The 26,220-nt window shown below is 47.0% G+C and carries 31 protein-coding genes; all 31 read left to right on the top strand.

Annotated elements, in window-relative coordinates; all coding sequences use genetic code 11:
* The first annotated feature begins 1 nt into the window (after position 1).
* The 31 genes from MHI54_RS00965 (at position 2) to dxr (ending at position 26,208) form a co-directional block, all read left to right on the top strand.
* Positions 2-646, top strand: a complete 645-nt coding sequence (locus MHI54_RS00965; RefSeq protein ID WP_095214703.1) for a hypothetical protein — start codon at positions 2-4, stop codon at positions 644-646.
* 1 nt (position 647) lies between these two features.
* On the top strand, positions 648-2,030 hold the full coding sequence (locus MHI54_RS00960; RefSeq protein WP_233134816.1) for a flagellar hook-length control protein FliK: 1,383 nt from the start codon (positions 648-650) through the stop codon (positions 2,028-2,030).
* On the top strand, positions 2,027-2,470 hold the full coding sequence (locus MHI54_RS00955; protein WP_095214705.1) for a flagellar hook capping FlgD N-terminal domain-containing protein: 444 nt from the start codon (positions 2,027-2,029) through the stop codon (positions 2,468-2,470). Before MHI54_RS00960 ends, MHI54_RS00955 begins: the two co-directional genes overlap by 4 nt.
* 20 nt (positions 2,471-2,490) lie before the next feature.
* Positions 2,491-3,315 carry a flagellar basal body rod protein FlgG gene (gene flgG, locus MHI54_RS00950; RefSeq protein WP_095214706.1) on the top strand — a complete coding sequence of 275 codons (825 nt, stop codon included), beginning with the start codon at positions 2,491-2,493 and terminating at the stop codon, positions 3,313-3,315.
* A gap of 38 nt (positions 3,316-3,353) precedes the next feature.
* Entirely contained in the window at positions 3,354-3,572 is a 219-nt protein-coding gene (locus tag MHI54_RS00945; RefSeq protein ID WP_095214707.1) for a flagellar FlbD family protein, read from the top strand.
* Positions 3,562-3,975, top strand: coding sequence for a flagellar basal body-associated FliL family protein (locus MHI54_RS00940; protein WP_095214708.1), 414 nt, complete (start codon positions 3,562-3,564; stop codon positions 3,973-3,975). The genes MHI54_RS00945 and MHI54_RS00940 overlap by 11 nt, the downstream gene beginning before the upstream one ends.
* A 32-nt stretch (positions 3,976-4,007) precedes the next feature.
* Entirely contained in the window at positions 4,008-5,009 is a 1,002-nt protein-coding gene (fliM, locus tag MHI54_RS00935; protein WP_095214709.1) for a flagellar motor switch protein FliM, read from the top strand.
* Positions 5,002-6,126, top strand: a complete 1,125-nt coding sequence (gene fliY, locus MHI54_RS00930; RefSeq protein WP_095214710.1) for a flagellar motor switch phosphatase FliY — start codon at positions 5,002-5,004, stop codon at positions 6,124-6,126. Before fliM ends, fliY begins: the two co-directional genes overlap by 8 nt.
* 26 nt (positions 6,127-6,152) lie before the next feature.
* The gene (locus MHI54_RS00925) at positions 6,153-6,515 is read left to right on the top strand and encodes a response regulator (protein ID WP_038560215.1); all 363 of its coding nucleotides are present in this window, start codon (positions 6,153-6,155) and stop codon (positions 6,513-6,515) included.
* Between the two features lie 16 nt (positions 6,516-6,531).
* Positions 6,532-7,218: a flagellar biosynthetic protein FliO gene (gene fliO / locus MHI54_RS00920; protein ID WP_095214711.1), complete on the top strand. Its 687-nt coding sequence runs from the start codon at positions 6,532-6,534 to the stop codon at positions 7,216-7,218.
* The gene (fliP, locus tag MHI54_RS00915; protein WP_095214712.1) at positions 7,211-7,876 is read left to right on the top strand and encodes a flagellar type III secretion system pore protein FliP; all 666 of its coding nucleotides are present in this window, start codon (positions 7,211-7,213) and stop codon (positions 7,874-7,876) included. Before fliO ends, fliP begins: the two co-directional genes overlap by 8 nt.
* A 23-nt stretch (positions 7,877-7,899) precedes the next feature.
* Entirely contained in the window at positions 7,900-8,169 is a 270-nt protein-coding gene (gene fliQ, locus MHI54_RS00910) for a flagellar biosynthesis protein FliQ (RefSeq protein WP_095214713.1), read from the top strand.
* A gap of 4 nt (positions 8,170-8,173) precedes the next feature.
* Positions 8,174-8,953 (top strand): flagellar biosynthetic protein FliR, encoded by a 780-nt coding sequence (gene fliR, locus MHI54_RS00905; RefSeq protein WP_095214817.1) that lies wholly within the window; start codon positions 8,174-8,176, stop codon positions 8,951-8,953.
* Complete coding sequence (gene flhB, locus MHI54_RS00900) at positions 8,954-10,033, top strand: flagellar biosynthesis protein FlhB (protein ID WP_095214714.1); 1,080 nt, start codon at positions 8,954-8,956, stop codon at positions 10,031-10,033.
* A gap of 18 nt (positions 10,034-10,051) precedes the next feature.
* Positions 10,052-12,085: a flagellar biosynthesis protein FlhA gene (flhA, locus tag MHI54_RS00895; protein WP_095214715.1), complete on the top strand. Its 2,034-nt coding sequence runs from the start codon at positions 10,052-10,054 to the stop codon at positions 12,083-12,085.
* On the top strand, positions 12,082-13,182 hold the full coding sequence (gene flhF, locus MHI54_RS00890) for a flagellar biosynthesis protein FlhF (RefSeq protein WP_095214716.1): 1,101 nt from the start codon (positions 12,082-12,084) through the stop codon (positions 13,180-13,182). Before flhA ends, flhF begins: the two co-directional genes overlap by 4 nt.
* Positions 13,175-14,062 (top strand): MinD/ParA family protein, encoded by an 888-nt coding sequence (locus MHI54_RS00885; RefSeq protein WP_158221470.1) that lies wholly within the window; start codon positions 13,175-13,177, stop codon positions 14,060-14,062. The genes flhF and MHI54_RS00885 overlap by 8 nt, the downstream gene beginning before the upstream one ends.
* Positions 14,034-15,110, top strand: a complete 1,077-nt coding sequence (locus tag MHI54_RS00880; RefSeq protein WP_095214718.1) for a chemotaxis response regulator protein-glutamate methylesterase — start codon at positions 14,034-14,036, stop codon at positions 15,108-15,110. The genes MHI54_RS00885 and MHI54_RS00880 overlap by 29 nt, the downstream gene beginning before the upstream one ends.
* Positions 15,101-17,101: a chemotaxis protein CheA gene (locus tag MHI54_RS00875; RefSeq protein WP_095214719.1), complete on the top strand. Its 2,001-nt coding sequence runs from the start codon at positions 15,101-15,103 to the stop codon at positions 17,099-17,101. Before MHI54_RS00880 ends, MHI54_RS00875 begins: the two co-directional genes overlap by 10 nt.
* A gap of 12 nt (positions 17,102-17,113) precedes the next feature.
* Positions 17,114-17,584: a chemotaxis protein CheW gene (locus MHI54_RS00870; protein ID WP_095214720.1), complete on the top strand. Its 471-nt coding sequence runs from the start codon at positions 17,114-17,116 to the stop codon at positions 17,582-17,584.
* The gene (locus tag MHI54_RS00865) at positions 17,584-18,228 is read left to right on the top strand and encodes a chemotaxis protein CheC (RefSeq protein WP_340082131.1); all 645 of its coding nucleotides are present in this window, start codon (positions 17,584-17,586) and stop codon (positions 18,226-18,228) included. Before MHI54_RS00870 ends, MHI54_RS00865 begins: the two co-directional genes overlap by 1 nt.
* Positions 18,221-18,715 (top strand): chemotaxis protein CheD, encoded by a 495-nt coding sequence (locus tag MHI54_RS00860; RefSeq protein ID WP_095214722.1) that lies wholly within the window; start codon positions 18,221-18,223, stop codon positions 18,713-18,715. Before MHI54_RS00865 ends, MHI54_RS00860 begins: the two co-directional genes overlap by 8 nt.
* Positions 18,716-18,765: 50 nt before the next feature.
* A complete protein-coding gene (locus MHI54_RS00855; RefSeq protein WP_340082130.1) occupies positions 18,766-19,542 on the top strand; it encodes a FliA/WhiG family RNA polymerase sigma factor in 777 nt (258 codons plus the stop codon).
* 36 nt (positions 19,543-19,578) lie between these two features.
* The gene (locus tag MHI54_RS00850; RefSeq protein ID WP_340082129.1) at positions 19,579-20,049 is read left to right on the top strand and encodes a hypothetical protein; all 471 of its coding nucleotides are present in this window, start codon (positions 19,579-19,581) and stop codon (positions 20,047-20,049) included.
* Positions 20,050-20,222: 173 nt separating this feature from the next.
* Entirely contained in the window at positions 20,223-20,969 is a 747-nt protein-coding gene (rpsB, locus tag MHI54_RS00845; protein ID WP_340082128.1) for a 30S ribosomal protein S2, read from the top strand.
* Between the two features lie 83 nt (positions 20,970-21,052).
* A complete protein-coding gene (gene tsf, locus MHI54_RS00840; RefSeq protein ID WP_095214725.1) occupies positions 21,053-21,934 on the top strand; it encodes a translation elongation factor Ts in 882 nt (293 codons plus the stop codon).
* Positions 21,935-22,001: 67 nt separating this feature from the next.
* Positions 22,002-22,727 (top strand): UMP kinase, encoded by a 726-nt coding sequence (pyrH, locus tag MHI54_RS00835; protein WP_095214726.1) that lies wholly within the window; start codon positions 22,002-22,004, stop codon positions 22,725-22,727.
* Positions 22,727-23,284 (top strand): ribosome recycling factor, encoded by a 558-nt coding sequence (frr, locus tag MHI54_RS00830; RefSeq protein WP_095214727.1) that lies wholly within the window; start codon positions 22,727-22,729, stop codon positions 23,282-23,284. The genes pyrH and frr overlap by 1 nt, the downstream gene beginning before the upstream one ends.
* A gap of 148 nt (positions 23,285-23,432) precedes the next feature.
* Entirely contained in the window at positions 23,433-24,197 is a 765-nt protein-coding gene (locus MHI54_RS00825; RefSeq protein WP_095214728.1) for an isoprenyl transferase, read from the top strand.
* 15 nt (positions 24,198-24,212) lie between these two features.
* Positions 24,213-25,037: a phosphatidate cytidylyltransferase gene (locus tag MHI54_RS00820; RefSeq protein ID WP_095214729.1), complete on the top strand. Its 825-nt coding sequence runs from the start codon at positions 24,213-24,215 to the stop codon at positions 25,035-25,037.
* A 25-nt stretch (positions 25,038-25,062) separates the two neighbouring features.
* On the top strand, positions 25,063-26,208 hold the full coding sequence (gene dxr / locus MHI54_RS00815; RefSeq protein WP_095214730.1) for a 1-deoxy-D-xylulose-5-phosphate reductoisomerase: 1,146 nt from the start codon (positions 25,063-25,065) through the stop codon (positions 26,206-26,208).
* Positions 26,209-26,220 lie beyond the last annotated feature (12 nt).

Genomic DNA, 26,220 nt, shown 5'->3' with positions numbered 1-26,220 from the left:
TATGGCAAAGCAAAAAAACGATCAACAAAAGAAGAAAGGCAAAGGAAAAGGATTCTTTCTCTATTTTTTATTGCCGGTTGTACTGGCAGCAGCACTTGTTATCGCAATATTGGAATTTTCGGGTGTATCTGTTGCAAAGCTCGCATCAGGTATTCCGGTCATCGGCAATATGGTCAATGATGAATCTGCATCTTCTTCAAGCAGCCCCGCTGATGCGGATAAACTAAAAAAACAGCTGAAGGAACAGCAAGCAACAATCGATATGATGAAAGAGACCGAGGATGCAAAAAATGCAGAAATCGATGATCTCAATCAACAGATCGTCAAACTGCAGAATCAGCTAAACGGCACCGAACCAGCAAGCAATACCGCAAAGGCGCAAGGCACTTCCGGAGATGGAGCAACAGAAGAGGAAGAAGCAGCGACGCCATACAAGGAAGCAGCGACCTCCTTCAGTAAGATGGATGACGAAAAAGCAGCGGCAATCATCAGTAAGCTGGATAACGAGAAGGCTTTAGGAGTTCTTCAGGAGCTTTCCGGTAAAAAGCGGGGGACGATCCTGGCTGCGATGGATCCTGAGGCAGCAGCATCCTACACCAGTGCCATGGTTGATGAAGCAGAGAAGGAGGGGGAGAAAGTTGAATAATATGATCCCATCTTTTCCTTCACTCCAGACTGCTCCTGCTGTAAATGTGCAGAAGGGGACGCCCGCTGGTAGTGATCTATTTCAAAGCCTGTTTCAGCAAGCTGCTTCCGGCACGGCTAACGAGACTATAAGCTATCCGGATAGTTCCGTTCCTGTGATAAAGGATTTACAGGATAAGCAGGATATGCAAGTCGTTTTGGAGGCATTCTTCAATAAGATGGGTTCAGGGGAATCCCTTGAACCCAAAGAGCTGCCTGAAGATGCATGGGAACTTGTCGGGCAAGTGCTTGGGGAAAATAATTTGGCTGCATTCCTGCCAAGCCAGTTAAGGGACAAGGCGGAACAAGTTCTGCGAAATATCAAACCATCGGGACAGGAATCAGCGGTCGATGATATGTTGACTCAGCTTGCAGAATTACAGGCTCAACTGAATGGAAGCAATGCTACAGCGAACGCTGATGGAATCACAGCAGCCTTGCAGCAGACATTGCCTCCGGGCTCAATGGTGTCATCTGCTGTAACAAAAGCAGGAAATCCATCCAAGAATCAGACGGATGCTGCCGGCATCAATCAGAATTCATCAAAGGATTTGGCAATGCTTACCGGCATATCTTCCCATTCTGATAAACGAGACCCATCAACCGCATTGCAGACTTCAAAGCTGGTATCCGCCGCTAATACGATGGATAGCGAGTCCGCAAGAAGCCAAACAGCATTGCAAGAGTCAAAGGCGCAGTCACAGCCCAAGCTGACAGAAATGGCGAGCGCTATCAGGCGGATTGTGGAAGCCTCTGCAGGCAGCAATGAAAAAACTTTAGCAAGCAAGTCGGTATCAACACAGCAAAAACAAGATTTTCAGACATTTGATCCCAAACAAATAAGCACGCTTCAAGTATCGAAACAAGAGCAGCTTGTTTTCCATCTTAAGCAAGCTGACCTGGCTCCGGAGCAAGCTGGCAAAGAGCTGGTCCAAAAATTGGAACAGGCTGTAAAGTTCAGCGGTATGCTGTCGGACAGAAACGGATTGAAGGAATTATCGATCCAGCTTCGTCCTGGCAATCTAGGTGACTTACAAGTGAAATTGGTCCGGGAGAACGGGGATATAACCGTTCAGATCGTTGCAGCTTCCAAACAAGCGAAGGACATGCTTGATTCCAACATATCGAGCCTCAAGCATATGTTTTCCCCTCATCAAGTGAGCATTACCGAGCGAGTGGATCAGCTCCAAGCAACCTCACCTGAGAGAAACAGCCAGCAGCAGTTCCAGGATGACAATGAAGGACAGCAGGACCGACAGCAAAGACAGCAGCAACAGGAAATCCAAGACAGCATGGATACAAGTTTTGCAGAAATTCTTTCTGAGCAGGAGGGAATTAGGATATGACGACCACAAGCACAATCGATTCCAGCTATTATCTGGATTCACAAAAAACGAGGACACCAAGTTCTACGCTTGATAAAGATGATTTCCTTCAGATCCTGATGGTACAGCTCCAGAACCAGGATCCGACAAACCCAATGGATGAATCGAAGTTCATTGACCAAATGACTTCCTTCACCACTTTGGAACAAATAATGAATATGACCGAGGTTGTCGAATATATGGCAGGCAATTCGTCATACACGTCTCCGGTTATCGAGTACAGCCATATGATTGATAAAAATGTCACCTACAACGAATACGATTTGGATACAGGTGAAATCACGGACACCATCACAAGCAAGGTGAAGGCTGTGACACAGCAAGGCGGCTATGCTGTTTTGGAGCTTGAAAATGGAAAGTCGATTTATGCAGACGCTGTTACGAAGGTAAGCAACGAATAAAAAGAAAAGGATGATGAAGCATGTTACGTTCACTTTACTCTGGTATCTCAGGAATGAAAGGTTTTCAAACAAATTTGGATGTAGTCAGTAACAATATTGCAAACGTCAATACATCCGGTTACAAGAAAAGCAGAATCACTTTTCAGGATATGATGAATCAGCAAATCAAAGCTTCCACTGATCCGACAGCTCAAACAGGCGGTACAAATGCAAGTCAGGTTGGTCTAGGTTCGAAAGTCGGTTCCATTGATAATGTACATACCCAAGGTAACCGCCAGAATACCGATCGGACACTTGATTTGGCGCTTGAAGGTGAAGGAATGTTCATCGTATCCGCTAATCCGACAGGGAATGATGATATGAATTCAGCCGATATCGGATTTACAAGAGCTGGTAACTTCTACTTGGATGGGGACGGCAGGATCGTGAATAGCAGCGGTCAATTCCTGCTCGATGTAAACGGCGAGGCGATAACGGTTCCAGAAGGCGCTACCAGCATCAGCATTAACGGGCAAGGAGAGGTTAATTACACTGCTGAAGGCGGAGAGGTAGCTGTAGCTGGAACCATCGGTCTGGCTAAGTTCTCCAACCCGGATGGCTTGATCAAAAATGGTAACAGCACGTACCGGAATAGCCCGAATGCCGGTCTGTCAGCAGAGCAGATTTCTGCTCCTGGCGAGAATGGTACTGCCCAAATCGTATCAGGTGCATTGGAAATGTCCAATGTCGATCTTTCCGAGGAATTCACAAACATGATCATCGCCCAGCGTGGATTCCAGGCGAACACAAGGATCATCACGACTTCCGACCAGATCCTGGAAGAGCTTGTCAACCTGAAACGATAAACAGGAGGTGAAGGGAGTAGCCTTACTCCCTTTTCAAAGTGATCAAATTAACTAAATTAAATGGAGAGACATTTACGTTGAATGCGCTTTTCATTGAGCAAATCCAATCGTTTCCCGATACGACAATCACACTCACATCCAGCAAAAAGATCATCGTTCGGGAGTCAGAGATAGAAGTGGCGAGGAAAATCCGTGAATTCTATCAATCTATCGGCTTGATCGGAACAAAGGAGAAACAAGAAAAAAATGAACGCTAAAGTTATCATTATCATTTTATCGGCTGTCATCATCCTGGGCGCTGGCGGCTATGCTGCTTGGAGCTTCTTCACGAGCCCCACATCGGAAGCGAAGGAACCTTCGGCGAGTGAGCTTGCTGCGAATTCCGTGACAACCGATGAAATAACGACGGACTTGGAGGATGGCAGTATCGTCCGAATCCAATTCCAGCTCATCACCGACGGTGAGAAAGCGAAGGAAGAAGTGACTGCAAGACAGTTTCAGCTGAAAAATATCGTGATCAAGGAAATGACCGCGATGAATAAGGAAGATTTCCAAGCCGGCTTGACAGACTTGGAGAAAAATCTGAAGAAAAAATTGAACGAAGAAATGCAAGAAGGCTCGATCGAGGATGTCTATACGGTCAGCAAAGTTTTACAATAAATCACTGAAAAGCAGGAACGGAGGTGACGTGCATGGCAGAAGAGGTCTTATCACAGAATGAGATCGATGCACTGTTATCCGCAATATCTTCCGGTGAAATGGATGCAGATGAGCTGAAACAGGACGAGAAAGCCAAAAAAGTGAGAACGTATGACTTCAAACGGGCACTCCGCTTCTCGAAGGATCAGATACGCAGCATTACGCGTATCCATGAAAATTTTGCCAGGCTGCTGACGACATTCTACTCAGCCAAGCTAAGGACATTTGTCCAAATATCAGTAGCATCCGTCGATCAGCTACCATATGAGGAGTTCATTCGTTCCATCCCGGCGATGACGATTCTGAACACATATAGCCTGTCACCGCTGGAAGGCAAGATTTTGATGGAGTATGATCCGAACATCGCTTTTGCGATGCTTGATAGAACACTTGGCGGTCGCGGCAGCAGTGTCAACAAGATCAACAATCTGACTGAAATCGAAACAATACTCATGACGCAATTATTCGAATCCGGAATGGAAAACCTTAAAGCAGCATGGCAATCGATAGAGGATGTGGATCCTTTATTGGAAGAGTTTGAGATCAACCCGCAGTTCCTCCAAATGGTGTCACCAAATGAGACTGTCGTCGTTGTGACACTGAACACAACAATCGGTGAAACGTCAGGAATGATCAATATTTGTATTCCTCATGTCGTCCTGGAGCCGATTGTATCGAAGCTTTCCGTTCATTACTGGATGCAGGCTCCTGTGGACAGACAAGGCAATGAGAGAGAGTGGAGGGACCTGTCTACTGGCATACAGCAAGCTTCGGTCGACTTGAAGGCGATCCTTGGAGAGACTTCGATTCAGGTAGAGGAATTGATGAAGCTCCAGGAAGGCGATGTACTGATGCTGAACCAGGCGATCGATCATCCGCTTGATATAAAAGTGGACAACCAAGTGAAGTTTAAAGCACAGCCAGGCAAACAAAAAAATAGAATGGCGATACAAATAATGGAAGAGATTGAAACAGGGGGGGAAGAAAATGACTGACAATATGTTATCCCAAGAAGAGATAGATGCATTATTGAAGGGATCAGATGATAGTTCGACCAGCACAGATGATGAGCAGATCCTCCCTAAAGAAGATTTGGATTCGATGGAAGTGGATGCACTTGGAGAAATAGGCAATATCTCGTTCGGAAGTTCAGCAACTACATTATCGACACTTTTGAATCAAAAGGTGGACATCACAACGCCTAAAACCTCCATCGTCAAACGGTCTGATTTATACGAAAAATTCCCGCAGCCGAATGTGGCGATAGAGGTCAGCTATACCGAAGGATTTTCCGGGACGAACCTATTCGTCATCAAGCAGCGGGATGCTGCAATCATTGCGGATTTAATGCTTGGCGGTGACGGAAATGCACCAGCCGAAGAATTCAATGAGATCCATCAAAGTGCTGTACAGGAAGCGATGAACCAAATGATGGGTGCAGCTGCTACAAGCATGAGCACCGTATTCAGCAAGAAAGTGGATATTTCTCCGCCTTCCATTGCATTGATGAATCTATCCGAGGGTACTGGAGCCGATAAGCTGCCTGCTGATGATCAGGTAGTAAGTGTGTCATTCGATTTGAAAATCGGTGACTTGATCGACTCTTCCATCATGCAGCTGCTATCAACGGATTTTGCCAAGGATATGGTGAATGAGCTGCTGCATCCTGCTGCGTCGGAGCCGGAAGTCACAGCACCGCCGGTACAGGAAGCTCCAAGCCAAGCACAGCCGTCTGTCCGGGAAACACCTGTACAAACCATGCAGCAGACACAGACTTCCCAGCCTGCTCCGAATGTGCAGCAAGCAGCTTTCACAAGCTTTGATACACCAGCAGCACCGACGTCTGGGAATCCGCGCAACTTGGATTTGCTGATGGACATCCCTTTGAAAGTTTCCGTCGAGCTGGGCCGTACAAAGCGCACCATCAAGGAAATCCTGGAGCTGTCTGTCGGTTCCGTCGTGGAATTGGACAAGCTTGCGGGTGAGCCAGTGGATATCCACGTTAATGATAAATTGATTGCAAAAGGTGAAGTTGTCGTCATCGAAGAGAATTTCGGTGTACGTGTGACGGATATCCTTAGTCAATCCGATAGATTAAAATCAATCAACTAATTCGACCATTGAGAGGAAGAGAAAATATGGGAAACAGAATTCTAATCGTAGATGACGCTGCATTCATGCGTATGATGATCAAGGATATTTTGACAAAGAATGGCTTTGAAGTAGTAGGGGAAGCACAAGATGGCCAGCAGGCTGTAGAGAAATACAAAGAATTGACTCCTGATTTGGTGACGATGGACATCACAATGCCTGAAATGGATGGTATTGCAGCTATGAAGGAAATCAAAAGCCAATATCCAGATGCGAAAGTCATCATGTGTTCTGCCATGGGGCAGCAGGCGATGGTCATCGATGCCATTCAAGCTGGTGCGAAGGACTTTATCGTTAAACCATTCCAGGCAGATCGTGTTGTAGAGGCAATCCAAAAAGCATTGAGCTAAAAAAGGTGAGTAGGAAATGATGAAAAGAACAGTCTGGGCATGCATGCTCCTTGTATTGATGCATCTAGTCATTTCTCCCATATCTGCCGAAGCGGCAGCGAGTGTGGAGGATTGTTTAAAGAAAGATGCTGCACAATCGGAAGACTGCAAAGATATGAATGAAGCCGGAAATCAACAAGAGAATACACCAGCAGCTGATTCGGCCGATGCGGCAGCTGGAGGCACATCTACCTTTATGAATCTAGTAAAGCTTGCATTGGCACTGGCAGTCGTGCTCGGACTGATCTATGTCCTACTCAAGTTTTTGAATAAACGGAATCGCCTGTTCCAGCAAGTCCGGGCGATGGAGAATATTGGCGGTATTGCACTTGGCAACAATAAATCCGTCCAGATTGTCCGGGTTGGTGAAAAGGTTTATATGCTTGGAGTCGGGGACAATGTCGATTTACTGACTGAAATCGAAGATGAGCAGACAATCAAGGAATTGACGGAACAGGATCAGCAGGAAATGAAGGCATCGGCCTTATTGGCCAATATATTGCCGGGCAAAAAACAGCAGGAAGAGAAGCAGCAGGAAGAATCGGCGAAAAGTGATGGGGCTGCATCCAGCTTCCAGGAACAGTTCAAAGAGGAAATAAGGAAGCTGAAGCAGTCACGCAACAGATTGGAACAGCAGCAAAGGAAGGATACGGACGATGAATGATTTTATCAATATATTTTCTGGAACCGACCCCGAGAATGTATCGACCTCGGTAAAATTGCTGCTATTATTGACCATTTTTTCTTTGGCACCAGGGATTCTCATCCTGATGACATGTTTTACACGGATCGTTGTCGTGCTATCCTTCGTAAGGATGAGCTTAGGCACACAGCAGACACCGCCGACACAGGTTTTGATCGGGATTGCTTTATTCATGACCTTCTTCATCATGGCGCCGACCTTCAGTGAAATTAATGACCAGGCCATCACGCCATTGATGAACGATGAAATATCGCTTGATGAGGCCTATACGGAAGCGAGCGGACCAATCAAGACGTTCATGGCGGAGGAAACGCGACAAAAGGATTTATCTTTATTCATGAATTATGCCGGTCTGGAAAAACCGGAATCAGTCGAGGATATTCCGCTGTCAACACTTGTGCCGGCTTTTGCTATCAGCGAGTTGAAGACGGCTTTTCAAATGGGTTTCATGATTTTCATCCCATTTCTTGTTATCGATATGGCTGTAGCCAGCATCCTTATGTCGATGGGGATGATGATGCTGCCGCCGGTAATCATTTCATTGCCATTTAAAATTTTGTTATTCGTCCTGGTGGATGGCTGGTATTTGGTTACATCCTCGTTGCTGCGAGGGTTTTAGCGAATGAAGGAGCGTAAGGTATTATGAGCAGTGAATTTGTTATTTCCATCGCAGAACGCGGTATTTATACAGTCCTGATTGTCAGCGGACCCTTGCTTATCGTAGCCCTTGCTGTCGGTTTGATCGTCAGCATATTCCAAGCGACGACGCAGATTCAGGAACAGACGCTTGCGTTCATTCCTAAAATAGTCGCCGTATTGGTCGGTTTGGTATTCTTCGGTCCGTGGATGCTGACAAGAATGGTCGAGTTCACTGCAGGCATACTGCAGAATTTGGATCGATTTGTGGGCTGAGCAGATGCTGTCTCAGATTGATTATACCGTTGTACCGGCATTTGCATTGATATTGGTCCGTCTCGTCGCTTTTTTTGTGACTGTACCGCTGTTTTCTTACCGGAATGTGCCGACGACATTCAAGATTGGATTCAGCTTTTTCCTTGCTTTGATCATTTTCTTTACGATCGATCGTCCGACAGTTCCGGTCGATCATACGTACTTTCTTTTGCTTTTTAAAGAAGCAATGGTCGGCCTGACAATCGGCCTGCTTGCTTTCATCGTCATTCAGGCAATCAATGTTGCCGGGGGATTGATTGATTTTCAGATGGGTTTTGCGATTGCCAATGTCATCGACCCGGTTACGAGAGCCCAGAGCCCTCTGACAGGACAATTCCTTTACACGATTGCAACGCTGTTCCTGCTGTCCGTCAATGGGCACTTGCTCTTGATCGATGGTATTTTCTACAGCTATCAACTGATTCCTTTGGATGAAATGGTGCCATTTGGAGATCAGTCATTTGTGGAATTGGTGCTCCGATCCTTCGGGCAGATGTTCCTCATCGCCTTCCAGATGAGTATACCGATTGTCGGCTGTCTGTTCCTGGTTGATGTAGCCATCGGAATAATAGCAAGGACCGTGCCGCAGCTGAATGTGTTTGTCGTGGGCCTGCCGATTAAGATACTTGTAGCATTTGTCCTGTTATTCCTTTCGATCGGCGTTTATATGACAGTGGTTCGGCAGCTGTTTGATTATATGCTTGTGACGATGCGTGATTTGATGGTTCTGTTTGGAGGGTCTTAAATGAAATACCGCTTGGATCTGCAGTTTTTCGCTGGTGAGAAAACAGAGAAAGCGACACCGAAAAAGCGTAAGGATACAAGGAAAAAAGGGCAGGTTGCCAAGAGTCAGGATGTCAATACCGCCATATTGCTTTTATTTTCCTTGGGAGCCTTGGCTTTGATGGGCGGATATTTCAAAGATCAGTTCTTACAGCTATTCACCATTGTATTTGATGAATATCTCACACAGGAAATCACCGCCAATACCGTGCAGACACTGCTTGTGGAGATGAGCATAGCCTTGGCTAAGATCGTCGGGCCGGTGATGGGTATCGCCATCCTTGCCGGTCTGGTTTCCAATTTTGCGCAATTCGGATTGCTTTTCAGCGGGGAAAACATCAAATTCGATCTGAAGAAGATCGATCCAATCCAAGGAGCAAAACGTATCTTTTCTGTCCGGGCATTGGTGGAGCTTGTGAAATCCTTGCTGAAGATCGGCTTGGTAGGAGCAGTGACTTTCTATATGCTTTGGGAGAATATGGACACGGTCATGACCATGTTTACGAAAGCTCCGGAAAATGCCATGCAGTTTTTCGGCAAGACAACATTATATATGGGTTTTGCAGCTGCTTTGGCTTTGCTGTTCATTGCAGTGCTGGATTATACTTACCAGCGATTTGATTTTGAGAAGAATATCCGGATGTCCAAACAGGATATCAAGGATGAATATAAAAACACGGAAGGTAATCCATTGATTCGTTCCAAAATTAAAGAAAAGCAGCGTCAGATGTCCATGATGAGGATGATGAGTGAGGTTCCAAAAGCCGATGTCGTCATTACCAACCCGACGCACTTTGCGATTGCCATCCAGTATGACGAGAAAAAGTCGGATACGCCGATCGTCATTGCCAAGGGCATGGATCATGTAGCGCTTAAAATCAAGGAAATAGCAAAGGCGAATGATGTAATGATGGTGGAAAACAAGCCGCTGGCACGCGGATTATATAAAAAAGTGGAGCTGAATCAGCCGATTCAGGAAGAATTTTTCCAAGCGGTTGCAGAGGTGCTCGCCTTCGTATACCGCACGGAGCGTAAAATGTAAGAGAAGAGGAATTTCAACATGAAACTTAAGGATATGTCAGTACTTATAGCAGTAATTTTAGTGATTGTCATGCTCGTGATCCCGATGCCGGGCTGGCTTTTGAGCATCTTGATCCTGACGAATATCTCGCTTGCTTTGATTGTCATCCTTGTGGCGATGAATACAGAGGAAGCGCTGCAATTCTCGATCTTCCCTTCTCTCTTACTTTTGCTGACGCTGTTCCGATTGGCACTGAATATCTCCACCACAAGAGCCATCCTCTCAGATGGCCATGCCGGCGGGGTAGTAGAGACGTTCGGCAGTTTCGTCATCGGGGATAATCCGTTAGTCGGCTTTGTCGTCTTCATCATTTTGGTCATCATTCAATTCCTGGTCATCACAAAGGGATCGGAGCGGGTCTCCGAAGTGGCTGCCCGTTTCACCCTTGATGCGATGCCAGGAAAGCAAATGAGCATCGATGCCGACTTGAATGCAGGCATGATTTCCGATGTCGAGGCAAAAAAACGTCGTGAAAAAGTGGAAAATGAGGCGGATTTCTACGGGGCGATGGATGGTGCGAGCAAGTTCGTAAAAGGTGATGCCATCGCTGGTATCATCATCGTATTGATCAATATCATCTTCGGCTTGATCATCGGGATGATGCAATTGGGGATGAGTTTCCAGGATGCCATCAATACGTATATGCGTCTTACGGTAGGGGACGGATTGGTGACGCAGATTCCGGCAATCCTCATCTCCACTGCAACAGGTATCGTTGTGACAAGGGTAGCCTCCGAAGGGAATCTCGGAAGCGATGTGACCAAACAGCTATTCCGTTTTCCCAGCTTGCTGTACATTGCAGCAGGTACAATTTTCTTGCTTGGTTTGACACCGATCAACTTCTTCCTGACAACTTCCATTGCTGCCGTGCTGGCTGGTTCTGCTTTCTTCCTATCAAGGGCACAGAAGCGAGAAGAGACAATGGACGTTGAGTCGGAAGAAGTACAGGAAGAGACTTCCATGAAATCTTCCGACAATGTGGTGAACCTGCTCAGTATGGATCCGATCGAGTTCGAATTCGGCTATGCACTTATACCGCTGGCTGATACGAATCAAGGCGGCGACTTGCTTGACCGGATCGTCATGATCCGTAAGCAGCTTGCGATCGAGCTTGGTATCGTCATTCCTGTGGTTCGCATACGCGATAATATCCAGCTTGGACCAAATGAATATCGTTTGAAGATCAAAGGAAATGAAGTTGCTTCCGGTGAAGTGCTCCTTGATCATTACTTAGCGATGAGTCCGGGAGTCGAAGATGACGGTTTGGATGGGATAGATACCCTTGAACCAGCTTTCGGCCTGCCTGCTAAATGGATCAGTGAGGAAATGAAGGATGAAGCAGAGCTTTCCGGCTACACTGTCGTTGATCCTCCATCCGTCGTATCGACTCATCTTACGGAAACGATCAAGCGCCATGCCCATGAGTTGCTGGGCAGACAGGAAACGAAGCAGCTTATCGATCATTTGAAGGAATCGTATCCCATCTTGGCGGAAGAAGTCACGCCAGAGCCGCTATCTGTCGGAGACGTGCAAAAAGTGCTGGCGAAACTGCTTCGTGAGCATGTGTCTGTCAGGAACTTACCGGTAATATTCGAGACATTGGCTGATTTCGGCCGGATGACGACCGATACCGACTTGCTGGCAGAATATGCTCGCCAAGCGCTGGCGCCCCAGATCACAAAGCAATATGCCAAGGATAAGCAGCCATTACAAGTCATCACCGTTTCCGGAGCTGTCGAGAAATTGATAGCGGATCATATTCAGCAAACAGAGCATGGGAATTATTTGTCCTTGGATCCGGAGTCTCAGCAAAAAATCGTACAGTCAGTGATGGAACAGGCAGAGCGTCTGTCATTGCGGGAAGAGACAGTCATCGTGCTGTGTTCTCCTACGATCCGCATGTACATACGCCAGCTGCTTGATCGCAGCCTGCCTCATGCAGTCGTCCTATCCTATAATGAATTGGATAATACAACAGAAATCAGGAGTGTCGGGATGGTGAATGTTGCATGAAAATGAAGAAGTATACAGCGGATACGATGCCTGAAGCGATGATTCAAATCAGACGGGAGCTTGGCAAGGATGCAGTCATCCTGCGCACCAAAGAACTGACAAGCGGCGGTTTTCTCGGTCTTTTCAAGAAGAAGCGGATCGAAGTCATCGCGGCGCTTGATCCCGATGTCACCCGCGGCAGTCAAGCAGATCAGAAACCTGATATTTCAAGTGCCGCCCCTTTGTCAAAAATGGAGCATGGTCCAGCTGAAAGGGATTTGTCCGCTGAAATCACAGCCCTGAAGCAGGAATTGAAATCTGCCCTTTCTACCCAGACTCGGCATTATGCCCTGCCGCTGCAAGGCTTATATGATCGGCTTCTGCACAACGAGGTTCATCCGCAGATCGCTTCCGGACTGATGGAGCATCTTTTGGGAAACGACTCGAATGAGGATGCAGAACAAATACTCTATGAAATCCTGGTGAAACGATTTGAAAAGGTTCAGCAGCCTGTCGGGTTCGAGAAGAAGTTCATCCATCTGGTCGGTCCGACCGGGGTAGGCAAAACAACGACGATTGCCAAGCTTGCTGCAAAAAGTGCTTTGGTCGATAAAAAACGGGTTGCATTCATCACGACAGATACATATAGGATCGCAGCCATCGATCAGCTGCGGACATATGCCAAGATACTGGAAGTGCCGCTGGAAGTTGCTTATTCGCTGGAAGATTACCAGGCTGCCAGGAAGAAGCTGGAAGATTATGACTTGGTTTTCATTGATACTGCAGGCAGGAATTTCAAGGATGCAGGTTATGTAAAAGAGCTGGAACGTACACTCGACTTAGATCACGAAGCGGAAACTTATCTGGCTTTGTCCATAACAACCAGGGCATCTGATCTGTCCAAGGTTTATGAACAATTTGCCCACTTGCCGATCAAGCAGTTCATATTCACGAAGATGGATGAAGCAAGCCGTTATGGCGCTATTTTGAATTTGGTTCAGCAAGCGCATATAGGAGTGGCTTATCTGACACATGGTCAGGATGTACCTGATGATATTCTCGTCCCATCCGCATCCTATTTGGCAAAAAGTGTGATGGAGGCGACTGCGCGTGTATGATCAAGCAGCCAAACTCCGGGCGAGCGTCAAGCGGAATGCGCTGGCGCGTACCATAGCTGTAGCCAGCGGAAAAGGCGGAGTGGGCAAATCGAATGTTGCGCTGAACTTTTCATTGGCTCTGGGTAAGCTTGGGAAATCGGTTCTTCTTATCGATCTGGATCTTGGCATGGGAAACATCGAAATACTGCTCGGCATTTCAGCCAAACGTTCCTTTGTGGATATGATCCAGAACAGATTGAGAATGGAAGAAATTGTGGAAACAGGTCCCGATGACCTTGATTTCATAGCTGCCGGTGCCGCCATGGATGAATTTTTCCGGATGGATGGTGGGGGATTTGCCCACTTCCAGCAGGAATTTGAAAGGGCTCAGCAGAGATATGACTTTGTGATCCTTGATATGGGAGCCGGTTTAACAGAAGAAAGTGCAGGTTTCATTTTGGCAGCGGACGAAAGTATCATCGTCACGACCACAGAACCTACAAGTATGATGGATGCCTATGCGCTGATTAAACATATCAAAAGCATGAATGCTGATCTGCCCATGAACCTCCTCGTCAATCGGGCTATGGATAGGCAGGAAGGGCAGGATACCGCTGACCGCATGAAGGAAGTTGTACAAACATTCCTCCATGCTGAAATCCTTCTCCTGGGCATTCTTCCTGAGGATAAACAGATCCCTAAATCGGTAAAGATGCAGGAGCCGTTTATCAATCAGAAGGATTCAAAAGCAGGAGCCATCATGAAACAGCTTGCCTCCGATTATCTGAAACCCGCAGAAGGCATGACAGCTAAAGGAAGGACATCATTCATCGGCAAATTAAAAGAAATCTGGATGAAAGGAGGGACACCCAATGGAAAAAATACGCGTTTTGGTCGTTGATGATTCCGCTTTTATGCGAAAAATCATTTCCGACCTCCTGAATGGTGATGAACGGCTTGAAGTTATCGGAACAGCCCGGAACGGCAAGGATGGACTGGAGCAAATCAGTCAGCTGAAACCTGATGTTGTGACCATGGATGTTGAAATGCCGATTATGGACGGACTTGAAGCACTCAAGGAAATCATGCGGAAGCATCCGCTGCCTGTGGTCATGCTTTCCAGCCTGACAAAGCAAGGTGCAGACATGACCATTCATGCCATGTCACTTGGTGCAGTTGATTTCATTGCGAAACCTTCCGGCTCGATATCCTTGGATTTGGATAAGGTGCGGGATGAGTTGGTTGTCAAAGTCGTAGCTGCATCATCCTCCCGGCTCTCCGTTAAACAGCGTGTCAAAGCGGCTGACGTGAAGATGATCGCCAAGGCGCCTGAGAGGAAACGGGCGGATCGCAGTCTTGTGGCGATCGGTACATCCACTGGAGGTCCGCGAGCTTTGCAGGAAGTAGTCGGAAAGCTTCCTTCTGCACTCGCAGCGCCAGTTGTCGTCGTCCAGCATATGCCGGTGGGATTCACCAAGTCCCTGGCGGAAAGGCTGGATGGCTTGAGTGCGATAAGTGTAAAGGAAGCCCAGCAGAATGAAATCTTGAAAAATGGTGTGGTTTACATTGCTCCTGGAGGTCAGCACCTGACGATTGAGCAGGCGGACAGCCGGCTTATTGCGAAATTGACGATGGAAGAACCGGTGAAAGGGCATCGTCCTTCCGTGGATCGTATGTTTGAATCCATCAGCAGCTTGGAAAATGTGGATATTTGCACTGTCATCATGACGGGCATGGGAGCGGATGGCACGGATGGTCTGCGCATGATCAGGGATAAGCATCCGTCGGTCTACAGCATCGGAGAATCAGCGGAATCCTGTGTCGTGTATGGTATGCCGAGGGCTGCTGCCGAGGCAGGATTGCTCCATCACGTATGTCCGGTACAGTCCATCGCTTCCGCTATACAGCAGAGAGTCAATCTTTTAGAGGGGGTCAACCAATGGAAATAGATCAGTATTTAGGCGTGTTCATCGAAGAAAGCAAAGAGCATCTGCAAAGCTTGAATCAGCATTTGCTGGAATTGGAAAAACAGCCCGAGGATATCGGATTGGTCAACGAAATCTTCCGTTCCGCACATACGCTGAAAGGTATGTCGGCTACGATGGGTTATCAGGATTTGGCGAATTTGACACATCAGATGGAGAACGTACTGGATGCAATCCGGAATCACCAGATCACGATCAATCCTGACATACTGGATGTCGTCTTCGACGCTGTCGATAGTCTCGAAGCAATGGTCCTGGATATCGAGTCGGGGGGAGCAGGGACCAAAGAGGTGACGGAACTGGTCCGCCAGCTGGAAGCGATTGAATCCGGCGAGGCACCCCTGGAAAGTACAGCAACGGCTGCCGAAGGAAAAACTGATGAAACACCAGGTCTGATTTTGGACGAATTCGAGCTGGCGGTACTTCGGGAAAGCGAGGAAAAAGGATTTCAGAACTTTTATGCGAAGGTTACGCTGCGTGAAGATTGCATGCTGAAGGCTGCCCGGGTCTATATGGTCTTCGAAGTGCTTGAATCATTGGGGGAAGTGGTCAAATCCAATCCTGATGTTTCGCAGCTTGAGGATGAGGCATTCGAACAGACGTTTGAAGTTTTGGTCGTGACGAAAGAGTCGAAGGAGCTTATCGAAGAAAAAATCCTGAAAGTATCCGAAATCGATGCAGTTGACATCCAAAACTTCTACATCGATACATATAAGCATGCACAGGAAGAGGCAAAAGAAGAAGCAGCAGCATCGGCTGCTGAAGAAAAAGCCGACGAAACAACCACCGAGAAAAAAGCGCAGCATAGCAATAAGACGATCCGTGTGAATATTGAACGACTTGATATCCTGATGAACCTGTTCGAGGAACTGGTGATCGACCGAGGCAGGCTCGAGCAGATCGCAGAGGATGTTAAAAATCCTGAACTGCATGAGACCGTGGAGCGAATGGCCAGGATTTCCGGCGACCTTCAAAGCATCGTATTGACAATGCGGATGGTTTCGATCGATCAGGTATTCAATCGATTTCCGCGTATGGTCCGTCAGCTTGCCAAGGATTTGGGCAAGAAAATCGATTTGCAGATTGAAGGTGCTGAAACAGAGCTTGATCGCACAGTCATCGATGAAATCGGTGATCCGCTGGTGCATTTGATACGAAACAGCCTGGATCATGGTATCGAGACTCCGGAAGTAAGACGGGAACTAGGAAAGCCGGAAACTGGAACCATCAAGCTGAAAGCCTATCATTCAGGCAATCATGTCTTTATCGACATCAGTGATGATGGCGCCGGGGTCAACCGGAAGAAAGTCACGGAGAAAGCGATAAACAACGGCCTTATCACAAAAGAACAAGCGGCAATCATGAATGACAGTCAAATATTCGGCTTGATCATGGAAAGCGGTTTTTCCACTGCTGATACCATCTCGGATATTTCCGGCCGGGGTGTAGGGTTGGATGTCGTCCGTAATACCATCGAATCACTCGGCGGCACGATTACCATAAGCTCCGAAGAAGGAAAAGGATCCTTGTTCAGCATCGAGCTGCCGCTGACCTTGTCCATCATCAGTGTATTGCTGGTGGAAATCCAAAAAGAGAAATACGCTGTTCCGCTTTCTTCCATCATCGAGACAGCAATCATTCCGAAATCGGAGGTAATGCATGTCCATAACCAAGCTGTAATCGATTTTCGCGGAAGAGTCGTTCCCCTTGTTTCTTTGAAAGATGTATTCCAAGTACCGAATGTGTATGAGGAGACAGATCATTATTCTGTCGTCATCATCAAAAAAGGTGATAAGTCGGCCGGCTTGATTGTGGATGGCTTCATCGGACAGCAGGAAATAGTGCTTAAATCTCTCGGAAACTACTTGACTGAGATATTTGCCATCTCCGGGGCTACCATTCTGGGGGATGGACAAGTTGCACTTATCATCGACAGCAATGCGCTGATCAAATAAGGAGGGTTTATCATGGCAGAAGAAATCGTACAAGATGTTAAAGTGATCGTTTTCCAGCTGAAAAACGAGGAATACGCAGTGCCTGTTACACAGGTGGGTTCAATCGAGAAGATGGAGCATATTACAAGAGTGCCGAATACGGAAGATTTCATCAAAGGCGTCATCAACATGCGCGGGGTCGTCACACCGATTGTTGATCTGAGAAGCCGTCTTGGATTGGAGGAAACCCCAGTCGATGAAAACACTAGGATCATCATCGTGGACTTGGACGAAACATCGATCGGCTTGATTGTGGATGCTGCCAATGATGTTGTCGATATCCCAGTCAACAAAATAGAAAAAGCACCGCGTGTGATCGGGGCAATCGATATAGATTACATTGATGGAGTAGTGAATTTGGAGGACAGACTTGTCATTTTGCTTGATCTTAGAAAAGTACTGAAATTCCATGAGATCGAAGCGATCAAGTCTATCGAAAGCTGATGTATGATCTTCAGCGTATAACGGAGGATCAGCTGGACGCATTGAAGGAAGCGGGAAACATCGGGGCAGGCAATGCTGCCACCGCTCTTTCCACGCTGCTTCAGCAGGACATCGATATGAAGGTCCCGGCAGTCCGGATTTGTCACTTCAATGAATTGATCGAATCAATCGGCGGAGCCGAACAGCCGCTGGCAGCCATTTATCTTAGGGTCCAGGGGGATGCACCCGGAAATATGTTTTTCCTCCTGGAGCCCAAGGAAGCGGAACTATTCGTACATTATATAACTGGTGATGAAAGCTTCTCATGGTCCAATACATCCCAGGATGACATCAACCTTTCTGCTTTGCATGAGATGGGAAACATATTGGCAGGAAGCTATCTGTCCGCAATAAGCGACTTTTCGAAGGTGAATATGCAGCCATCGGTTCCGCAGATCAGTGTCGATATGGGCGGAGCCATCCTGGCGAATGGTTTGATTGAAATCGCGCAAGAAAGTGATTTTACAGTTGTCATCGATACTGTCATCTCACTCAGCCATCCGAATCGGCAGCAGCATTTGGTCGAAGGTAAATTCCTGCTCCTGCTCGATCCCGATGCATTCAGCCATTTATTCCTTGCTTTAGGAGTAGGGGAAAATGACTGAATCGGAAATCTTGCATGTAGGCATAGCGGATGCAAAGATCGCCGTCCATCCGCAGCATCTCCGGACTGCCGGGCTTGGATCCTGCGTCGGGGTTGTCATTTATGATAAACAAAAAAGACTGGCAGGCATGGCGCATGTCATGCTTCCTGATTCGAGCATGGCAAAGCAATCACAGATGAACCGCAATAAATATGCAGACACTTCCTTAGATGATTTGATTGCAAATCTTTTGGAACTAGGTGCGAGCACCAGCCGCTGCAAAGCCAAGCTGGCAGGGGGGGCACAGATGTTTTCCTTTATGTCGACGGATGAAAAGATGCGGATCGGGCCGCGTAATATCGAAGCAGTGGAACAGAAGCTCCGGGAATATCGCATTCCCATCGAGAGCAAGGATGTCGGGGGAACGAATGGACGTACGATTGAATTTGACACAGAGACATGCGGATTGAAGATCAAAACAGTCAATAAAGAGGAAGCGATCATCTGATGGAGCAGCTTCAAGCTTTGGACACAACAGCAAACAAAGGAGGGAGTTTCATGATCAGTTGTGGATCGGAAACAGAACAGCAGTATTGGAACAGCTGGTTTTATAAGAAAGATAGCGAAGCTGCCAATGAATTGATGCGGATGTATATGCATATTGTCGAATACCATACGCAGCGCATCGCTGCTCACCTTCCCTCCAGTGTGAGCAGGGATGATGTCAGAAGCTTCGGTTATACAGGGTTGTATGATGCTTTACAAAAGTTCGAGCCAAGCAGGGATCTCAAATTTGAAACCTATGCTTCCTTCCGTGTCAGGGGTGCCATCATGGACGGGCTGCGGAAGGAAGACTGGCTCCCCCGGACGGTGCGGGATAAAGTGAAAAAAATAGAAGCAGCAGCCGCTGCACTTGAACAAGCGCTGGAGAGGAAACCGACCAGCCTGGAAATTGCCAAGCATACTGGATTAAGCCGGGAAGAAGTCGAAGAAGCGGTGCGGGATGCGTTATTTTCCAATGTCCTTTCGATGGATGACAAACCGGCTTTGCCAAAGCAGGACAAGCAGGATGCAAGCTATGTCCTGCCAGATCTCAAGACTCCGCAGCCGGAAGAAGCAATGCTGCAAAAGGAACTCATAAGTCAGCTGGCAGACAGCATCAAGCAGCTGAATGATCATGAACAGCTCGTGATCAGCCTTTTTTACAAGGAAGAATTGACGTTCACGGAAATCGGTCACATACTGGAATTGACAACATCGCGAATTTCACAAATTCACAAACGTGCCGTCTTTAAATTACGGGAATCCTTAGCCAAGCTTTCAGCAATCAGCTGAAAGCTATTTCCACTTTATATAGAAAGAAGGGTCTCCATGCTCACATTATTAGTATTTGCCAGCCTTCTCCTTCATGTACTGACATTCCTTGCCATTCGTGCGTTGCAGTCGAAGGTGACGCAGCAGGAAAGCCAGCATCAAGAGGAGAAGGAAGCGTACGAAGCAATGCTAGGCAGTATTCTTGCGGAACTAAGGGAAGAGAATGAACGGCTTCTGAAAGGGGAGTCGCCGCAGGCCCCGGCAACCCCCGCTGCAAAAAAAGAAAACAGTCAGTCTGCTCCCCAGCCGGAATCAGTGGTGGATACAGAGCCTGTATCAGATTATTCCCCTCCGCAGCCGACCGAGGAAGAAGATGATATTACCATGTCCAATCTTGGGCGGGTTCTCCAGCTTAACGACGAAGGTCTCCCTCCTGCGGCAATTGCCAAACAGCTTGGAATGGGAAAAACGGAAGTGGAATTGATCCTATTAATGAAGAAAAATGGGGGAAAGAACGGAAAAAGCTAAGAAAGTTCAAAAACATGTCTAAGATGCTTGATTGACGGAAATAGCTGTGCTATATTTATTTTTGGTGTTAATACACACGTCTGCCGATTTTTACGGGAGGTGCTGACAATCTGTCAGTTCCCGATAAAAGATGAAGCAGTCGGAGGAGAAAAAACCATTAGGAGGAAAACACTATGTCAGTCATTTCAATGAAACAATTGCTTGAAGCTGGTGTTCATTTCGGTCACCAGACTCGCCGTTGGAACCCAAAAATGAAGAAATATATCTTCACTGAGCGTAACGGCATCTACATCATCGACCTTCAGAAAACAGTCAAGAAAGTCGACGAAGCTTATAACTACGTAAAAGAGCTTGCTGCTGATGGCGGTACTATTCTTTTCGTAGGTACGAAGAAACAAGCTCAGGAATCTGTGAAAGAAGAAGCTATCCGTTCTGGCCAGTACTATGTCAACCAGCGCTGGTTGGGTGGTACACTTACTAATTTCCAGACTATCCGCAAACGCATCAACCGTTTGAAATCCATCGAACGCATGGAAGAAGACGGAACTTTCGAAGTGCTTCCTAAGAAAGAAGTAGTAGGTTTGCTTAAAGAAAAAGAACGTCTTGTGAAATTCCTTGGCGGTATCAAGGACATGGAAAGAATTCCAGACGCTCTATTCGTTATCGACCCACGCAAAGAAAGAATCGCAATTGCAGAAGCTCACAAATTGAACATCCCAATCATCGGTATCGTAGATACGAACTGTGATCCGGACGAAATCGATTACGTGATCCCTGCGAATGACGACGCAATCCGCGCTGTCAAATTGCTTACTTCCAAAATGGCGGATGCTATCCTGGAATCCAAGCAAGGTGAAGAATTGGAAGACCAAGAAGCTCCAGCTACTGAAGAAGAAGCTACAGAAGCTGTAAGCGAGTAATGGATGAAGGGTGATAAGGGGGGACCTTTTATCACCCTTTTTTCAAGAAATAAATTGTCCAAACCCCTAAGGAGGCATTTATGATGGCAATCACGGCACAAATGGTAAAAGAATTGCGCGAAAAAACTGGCGCAGGTATGATGGACTGTAAAAAAGCATTGACAAAAACAGACGGCGATATGGAGAAAGCGATCGATTACCTTCGCGAGAACGGTATTGCGAAAGCTGCTAAAAAAGCAGACCGCATCGCTGCTGAAGGTTCCACTTTCATCGCAACAGAAGGCGATCATGCTGTATTGCTTGAAGTGAACTGTGAAACTGACTTCGTTACAAAAAACGAACAGTTCCAATCCTTGCTTAACGAACTTGCGCAGCACATCCTTGCTAACAAACCGGCAAGTGTGGAAGAAGCTCTTGATCAAAAAATCAATGATGAGCAGACAGTCGGCGAGTACGTCAATGCTGCAATCGCGAAAATCGGAGAAAAAATCTCCCTTCGCCGTTTCGCTCTAGTAAGCAAAACAGAAAACCAAGCATTCGGTGCTTATATCCATGGCGGCGGACGCATCGGTGTATTGGCATTGCTTGACGGTACCACTGATGCCGAGCTTGGCAAAGATATCGCAATGCATGTCGCTGCGGTAAACCCTCGCTACGTTTCCCGTGATGAGGTAGCCGCCGACGAAGTGGAACGCGAGCGCGAAGTACTGAAAACACAAGCTCTGAACGAAGGTAAGCCGGAAAACATCGTTGAGAAGATGGTGGAAGGCCGCCTTGGTAAATTCTTCGAAGAGATCTGCTTGCTTGAACAAAGCTTCATCAAAGATCCAGATCAAAAAGTGAAGAAATACGTAACCGACAAAGGTGCTTCCGTAGTGAACTTTGTTCGTTATGAAGTTGGCGAAGGTATGGAAAAACGCGAAGATAACTTCGTTGATGAAGTAATGAGCCAAGTTAAAAAATAAGGACGACAAAAAAGAGGGGACACTTGGTGTTCCCTTTTTTACAAAATACATACCTTTGGAGGATCTGATGACTACAGCACGCTATAAACGAATCGTATTGAAACTGAGTGGAGAAGCATTGAGCGGGCAGGTTGGCTATGGTATCGAACCTGCAGTCATCCGTTCAATCGCGGAACAAGTGAAAGAAGTAGCTGAAATGGGTGTGGAAGTTGCAGTTGTTGTCGGCGGCGGTAATATCTGGCGCGGCAAAGTCGGCAGCGAGATGGGGATGGACCGAGCGAATGCTGACTATATGGGGATGCTGGCAACGGTTATGAATTCCCTTGCACTGCAGGATAGCTTGGAGAACCTTGGCATTCCGACCAGAGTCCAGACTTCCATTGAAATGCGTCAGGTAGCTGAACCTTATATCCGCCGCAAGGCAATCCGTCATTTAGAGAAAAAACGTGTTGTCATCTTTGCAGCGGGTACAGGTAATCCATATTTCTCAACAGATACGACTGCGGCCTTGCGTGCAGCTGAAATCGAAGCGGAAGTCATCTTGATGGCTAAGAATAATGTCGATGGAGTATACAACGCAGATCCCAAGCTAGTGGCAGATGCGGTGAAGTATGACTCGTTGACATATTTGGATGTCTTGAATGAAGGACTTGGCGTCATGGATTCGACTGCGTCTTCACTTTGCATGGATAATGATATTCCATTGCTTGTCTTCTCTATCAGTGAAAAAGGAAATATCAAAAAAGCAGTTTCCGGTGAGAGCATCGGAACGATTATCAGGGGGAATAACTAATGTCAACAGCAATCATTTCTGATGCGAAAAGCAAAATGGCACAAGCAGTGCAGGCTTTCTCGAGACAGCTGGCCACTGTTCGTGCAGGACGTGCAAATCCATCGCTTTTGGATAGTGTCTTTGTAGATTATTATGGTGCTTCCACACCATTGAACCAGCTGGCAAGCGTAACTGCTCCGGAAGCGCGTATGCTTGTGATCACACCTTATGACAAAACAGCGATTTCCGACATCGAAAAAGCGATTCAAAAAGCAGACCTGGGTCTTTCTCCATCCAGTGACGGTAATTTGATCCGCTTGAGCATCCCTGCACTGACAGAGGAACGCCGAAAAGAATTGGTCAAGGTTGTATCCAAGTATTTGGAAGAAGCCAAAGTGCAAATCCGCAATATTCGTCGTGACAGCAACGAACAGCTTAAGAAATCCGAAAAGAATAAAGAAATCACAGAAGATGATTTGAAGGGCTTCCAGGATGATGTGCAGGCGGAAACGGATAAGCATATCAGCCAGCTTGAAAGTCTTGCGAAGGACAAAGAAAAAGAAATAATGGAAGTTTGACCCTTAACCATGTAAAATAAGTAGTACAAGACCCTCTTGCCAAAGGGGGTTTTTGCTCTTTTTGTGAGAGAAGGGGAAAGAGCAGTACTGCACAGGGCGCCTATGGCTATCCAGTCATCAGAGAATAAAGCCCAATGGAGGATTCAAGATGATTAAACTTCCTTTTTTCAATAGGAAAAAAAGAATAGAGTTACAGCCATCGACATTGAAGCTGGAGAATATCCCTGAACATGTGGCCATCATCATGGATGGAAACGGCCGCTGGGCAAAAAAACGGGGACTTCCGCGGATTGCAGGACATAAGGAAGGGATGACGACAGTCCGGCGCATTGTGAAAGCAGCCAACCGGATCAATGTAAAGGTACTTACCTTGTACGCCTTTTCGAAGGAAAATTGGAAACGGCCGCAAGCAGAAGTGGATTTCTTGATGAAGCTCCCGAAAGAGTTCCTGACGACTTATTTGCCGGAGCTTATCGAAGAGAACGTCAAAGTACAGACGATCGGAGATTTGGAAGGACTGCCGTCTTTCACGAGGGAAGCTGTTAAAGAAGCGATGGAAAAGACCAAACATAATGATGGTCTCATCCTCAACTTTGCGTTGAATTATGGCGGGCGGTATGAACTTGTACATGCTGTGCAAAATATGATGCAGGACATCCACGACAATAAACTGCAGATGGCAGATATCGATGAGACGTGTATTTCCCGCTATTTATATACTGAAAAGTTGGCAGATCCTGATTTGATTATCCGTACTAGCGGTGAGCACCGATTGAGCAATTTCCTGCTTTGGCAGAGTGCTTATGCTGAGCTCTGGTTCACGGAAGTACTATGGCCTGATTTCGACGAGATGCTATTCGAACAGGCAATCAGTGATTTCCAGAACAGAAAACGGCGCTATGGCGGTATTTGAGGTGAATAATTAACAATGAAGCAACGTTTGATCACAGCGATAATTGCAGGTATATTTTTCATGGTGTTCGTACTGCTTGGCGGGGCATGGTTCGAAGCTTTCATTTACTTGATCGCGACCATCGCCTTCATCGAGCTTTTGCGCATGCGCAAAATAGCGAAGTACAAAATACCATCCTTCGTGAGTGTCCTGCTGCTATGGGGGCTTTTGTCCCCTGAACTGGGCAAGATTAACGCAATATTCGACATACATATCAATAAAACGGACATCCTGTTATTCTCCGTCATTCTTCTATTGAGCTACACAGTACTCGCAAAGAACCGTTTCACGTTTGAGGATGCTGGTTTCCTGCTGATTACGGTCGTGTACATAGCTTTTGGCTTCCTCTATTTCATCATTACGAGGAATGCGCCGAATGAAGTGATCGAAGGACATATCGTGACAGGGTTATCCAAGTTCATTTTTGTATTGGTTGTCATATGGGCCACTGATTCGGGGGCTTATTTCTTCGGAAGGGCTTATGGGAAACATAAGCTATGGCCGACAATCAGTCCGAACAAGACGGTTGAAGGGGGCATAGGCGGACTCATCCTGGGCTGTATCGCCGGAATTGTGTTCCATTTGATTTCGCCGGTGAGCGGCTCCATTTGGATCGTTGCCGGAGTGTGTATCCTGATTTCCGTCTTTGGCCAGCTTGGGGATATGGTCGAATCAGCCTTTAAACGGCATTATCTTGTAAAGGATTCTGGAAAAATACTGCCGGGGCATGGCGGAATATTGGATCGCTTCGACAGTATGATTTTTGTTTTCCCGATCCTGCATTTAATTCAATTCATTTAATAGAGTATAAAGAGGAGCGTGTCCGATGAAAACAATCGCATTACTAGGTGCAACTGGTTCGATCGGCCTTCAGACATTGGATGTCATCCGCAATCATCCGGAGGCGTTCCGGCTGCATAGTATGGCGTTCGGCCGGAATATCGAAAAGGCGATGCCGCTTATCAGGGAGTTCGAACCGGCTGTTGTAGTCGTACAGGATGAACAGACAAAAGAGAAGCTTCATCAGACACTTCCGCATTTAGAAATCCTGGTCGGTTCCAAAGGGATGGTAGCGATCAGTTCTGCCGGGGAAGCAGATGTCGTTGTAAATGCTGTTCTTGGCAGTATCGGTCTGGAAGCAACACTGGAAGCGATACGGGCTAAAAAGCAGGTGGCCTTTGCGAATAAGGAAACATTGGTTTCAGCTGGTCACCTGGTCATGGCAGAAGCGAGGAAGCATGGCGTCGATCTGCTTCCGGTAGACAGTGAACACGCTGCGATTTTCCAATGTCTGAACGGGGAGAAACCGGAGGATGTGAACAAGCTGATCATCACTGCCTCCGGCGGGAGTTTCCGTGATAAGACGAGGGAAGAACTCAAAGCTGTGACGCTGGAGGATGCCCTGCGCCACCCGAACTGGAGCATGGGACAGAAGATCACCATCGATTCGGCAACGATGATGAATAAAGGATTGGAAGTCATCGAAGCACATTGGCTTTTTGGAATCGATTATGATGACATCGAAGTCATCCAGCACCGGGAAAGCATCATCCACTCGATGGTCGAGTACAAAGATTATAGTGTCATCGCCCAGCTTGGCACACCCGATATGCGGGTGCCCATCCAGTACGCGCTCACCTATCCTGAAAGACTTGATTTAGCCGTTTCAAAAAGGTTAAACTTAGTGGAAATAGGCAAACTCCACTTTGAGGAAATGAGTATGGAGCGATTCCCTTGTTTACGCATGGCATATGAAGCGGGCAGGGCGGGAGGTACTGCCACGACCGTACTGAATGCTGCGAATGAGGAGGCGGTAGCCTTGTTTCTTGCAGGAAAGATCGATTTCCTGACGATAGAGGATTATGTAGCGCGGGCACTTGATGCACATGCTTATGAATCTTTCCCTTCTTTGGAAACAATCATGGAAACAGATCGTCTCACACGGAGTCAAGTGAGGTCCTATATCCAATAAAGGCAGGTGCCC

The organism is Terribacillus sp. FSL K6-0262, from assembly GCF_037977385.1.
GTDB lineage: Bacteria > Bacillota > Bacilli > Bacillales > Amphibacillaceae > Terribacillus.
The sequence above is the reverse complement of the archived record's forward strand: the minus strand, read 5'-3'. Positions and strand labels throughout refer to the sequence as shown.

Excerpts from the sequence above, each read along its gene's own strand:
- MHI54_RS00965 (WP_095214703.1), top strand. The coding sequence starts at position 2 with ATGGCAAAGCAAAAAAACGATCAACAAAAGAAGAAAGGCAAAGGAAAA.
- MHI54_RS00960 (WP_233134816.1), top strand. The coding sequence starts at position 648 with ATGATCCCATCTTTTCCTTCACTCCAGACTGCTCCTGCTGTAAATGTG.
- MHI54_RS00955 (WP_095214705.1), top strand. The coding sequence starts at position 2,027 with ATGACGACCACAAGCACAATCGATTCCAGCTATTATCTGGATTCACAA.
- flgG (WP_095214706.1), top strand. The coding sequence starts at position 2,491 with ATGTTACGTTCACTTTACTCTGGTATCTCAGGAATGAAAGGTTTTCAA.
- MHI54_RS00940 (WP_095214708.1), top strand. The coding sequence starts at position 3,562 with ATGAACGCTAAAGTTATCATTATCATTTTATCGGCTGTCATCATCCTG.
- fliM (WP_095214709.1), top strand. The coding sequence starts at position 4,008 with ATGGCAGAAGAGGTCTTATCACAGAATGAGATCGATGCACTGTTATCC.
- fliY (WP_095214710.1), top strand. The coding sequence starts at position 5,002 with ATGACTGACAATATGTTATCCCAAGAAGAGATAGATGCATTATTGAAG.
- MHI54_RS00925 (WP_038560215.1), top strand. The coding sequence starts at position 6,153 with ATGGGAAACAGAATTCTAATCGTAGATGACGCTGCATTCATGCGTATG.
- fliO (WP_095214711.1), top strand. The coding sequence starts at position 6,532 with ATGATGAAAAGAACAGTCTGGGCATGCATGCTCCTTGTATTGATGCAT.
- fliP (WP_095214712.1), top strand. The coding sequence starts at position 7,211 with ATGAATGATTTTATCAATATATTTTCTGGAACCGACCCCGAGAATGTA.
- fliQ (WP_095214713.1), top strand. The coding sequence starts at position 7,900 with ATGAGCAGTGAATTTGTTATTTCCATCGCAGAACGCGGTATTTATACA.
- fliR (WP_095214817.1), top strand. The coding sequence starts at position 8,174 with ATGCTGTCTCAGATTGATTATACCGTTGTACCGGCATTTGCATTGATA.
- flhB (WP_095214714.1), top strand. The coding sequence starts at position 8,954 with ATGAAATACCGCTTGGATCTGCAGTTTTTCGCTGGTGAGAAAACAGAG.
- flhA (WP_095214715.1), top strand. The coding sequence starts at position 10,052 with ATGAAACTTAAGGATATGTCAGTACTTATAGCAGTAATTTTAGTGATT.
- flhF (WP_095214716.1), top strand. The coding sequence starts at position 12,082 with ATGAAAATGAAGAAGTATACAGCGGATACGATGCCTGAAGCGATGATT.
- MHI54_RS00880 (WP_095214718.1), top strand. The coding sequence starts at position 14,034 with ATGGAAAAAATACGCGTTTTGGTCGTTGATGATTCCGCTTTTATGCGA.
- MHI54_RS00875 (WP_095214719.1), top strand. The coding sequence starts at position 15,101 with ATGGAAATAGATCAGTATTTAGGCGTGTTCATCGAAGAAAGCAAAGAG.
- MHI54_RS00870 (WP_095214720.1), top strand. The coding sequence starts at position 17,114 with ATGGCAGAAGAAATCGTACAAGATGTTAAAGTGATCGTTTTCCAGCTG.
- MHI54_RS00865 (WP_340082131.1), top strand. The coding sequence starts at position 17,584 with ATGTATGATCTTCAGCGTATAACGGAGGATCAGCTGGACGCATTGAAG.
- MHI54_RS00860 (WP_095214722.1), top strand. The coding sequence starts at position 18,221 with ATGACTGAATCGGAAATCTTGCATGTAGGCATAGCGGATGCAAAGATC.
- MHI54_RS00855 (WP_340082130.1), top strand. The coding sequence starts at position 18,766 with ATGATCAGTTGTGGATCGGAAACAGAACAGCAGTATTGGAACAGCTGG.
- MHI54_RS00850 (WP_340082129.1), top strand. The coding sequence starts at position 19,579 with ATGCTCACATTATTAGTATTTGCCAGCCTTCTCCTTCATGTACTGACA.
- rpsB (WP_340082128.1), top strand. The coding sequence starts at position 20,223 with ATGTCAGTCATTTCAATGAAACAATTGCTTGAAGCTGGTGTTCATTTC.
- tsf (WP_095214725.1), top strand. The coding sequence starts at position 21,053 with ATGGCAATCACGGCACAAATGGTAAAAGAATTGCGCGAAAAAACTGGC.
- pyrH (WP_095214726.1), top strand. The coding sequence starts at position 22,002 with ATGACTACAGCACGCTATAAACGAATCGTATTGAAACTGAGTGGAGAA.
- frr (WP_095214727.1), top strand. The coding sequence starts at position 22,727 with ATGTCAACAGCAATCATTTCTGATGCGAAAAGCAAAATGGCACAAGCA.
- MHI54_RS00825 (WP_095214728.1), top strand. The coding sequence starts at position 23,433 with ATGATTAAACTTCCTTTTTTCAATAGGAAAAAAAGAATAGAGTTACAG.
- MHI54_RS00820 (WP_095214729.1), top strand. The coding sequence starts at position 24,213 with ATGAAGCAACGTTTGATCACAGCGATAATTGCAGGTATATTTTTCATG.
- dxr (WP_095214730.1), top strand. The coding sequence starts at position 25,063 with ATGAAAACAATCGCATTACTAGGTGCAACTGGTTCGATCGGCCTTCAG.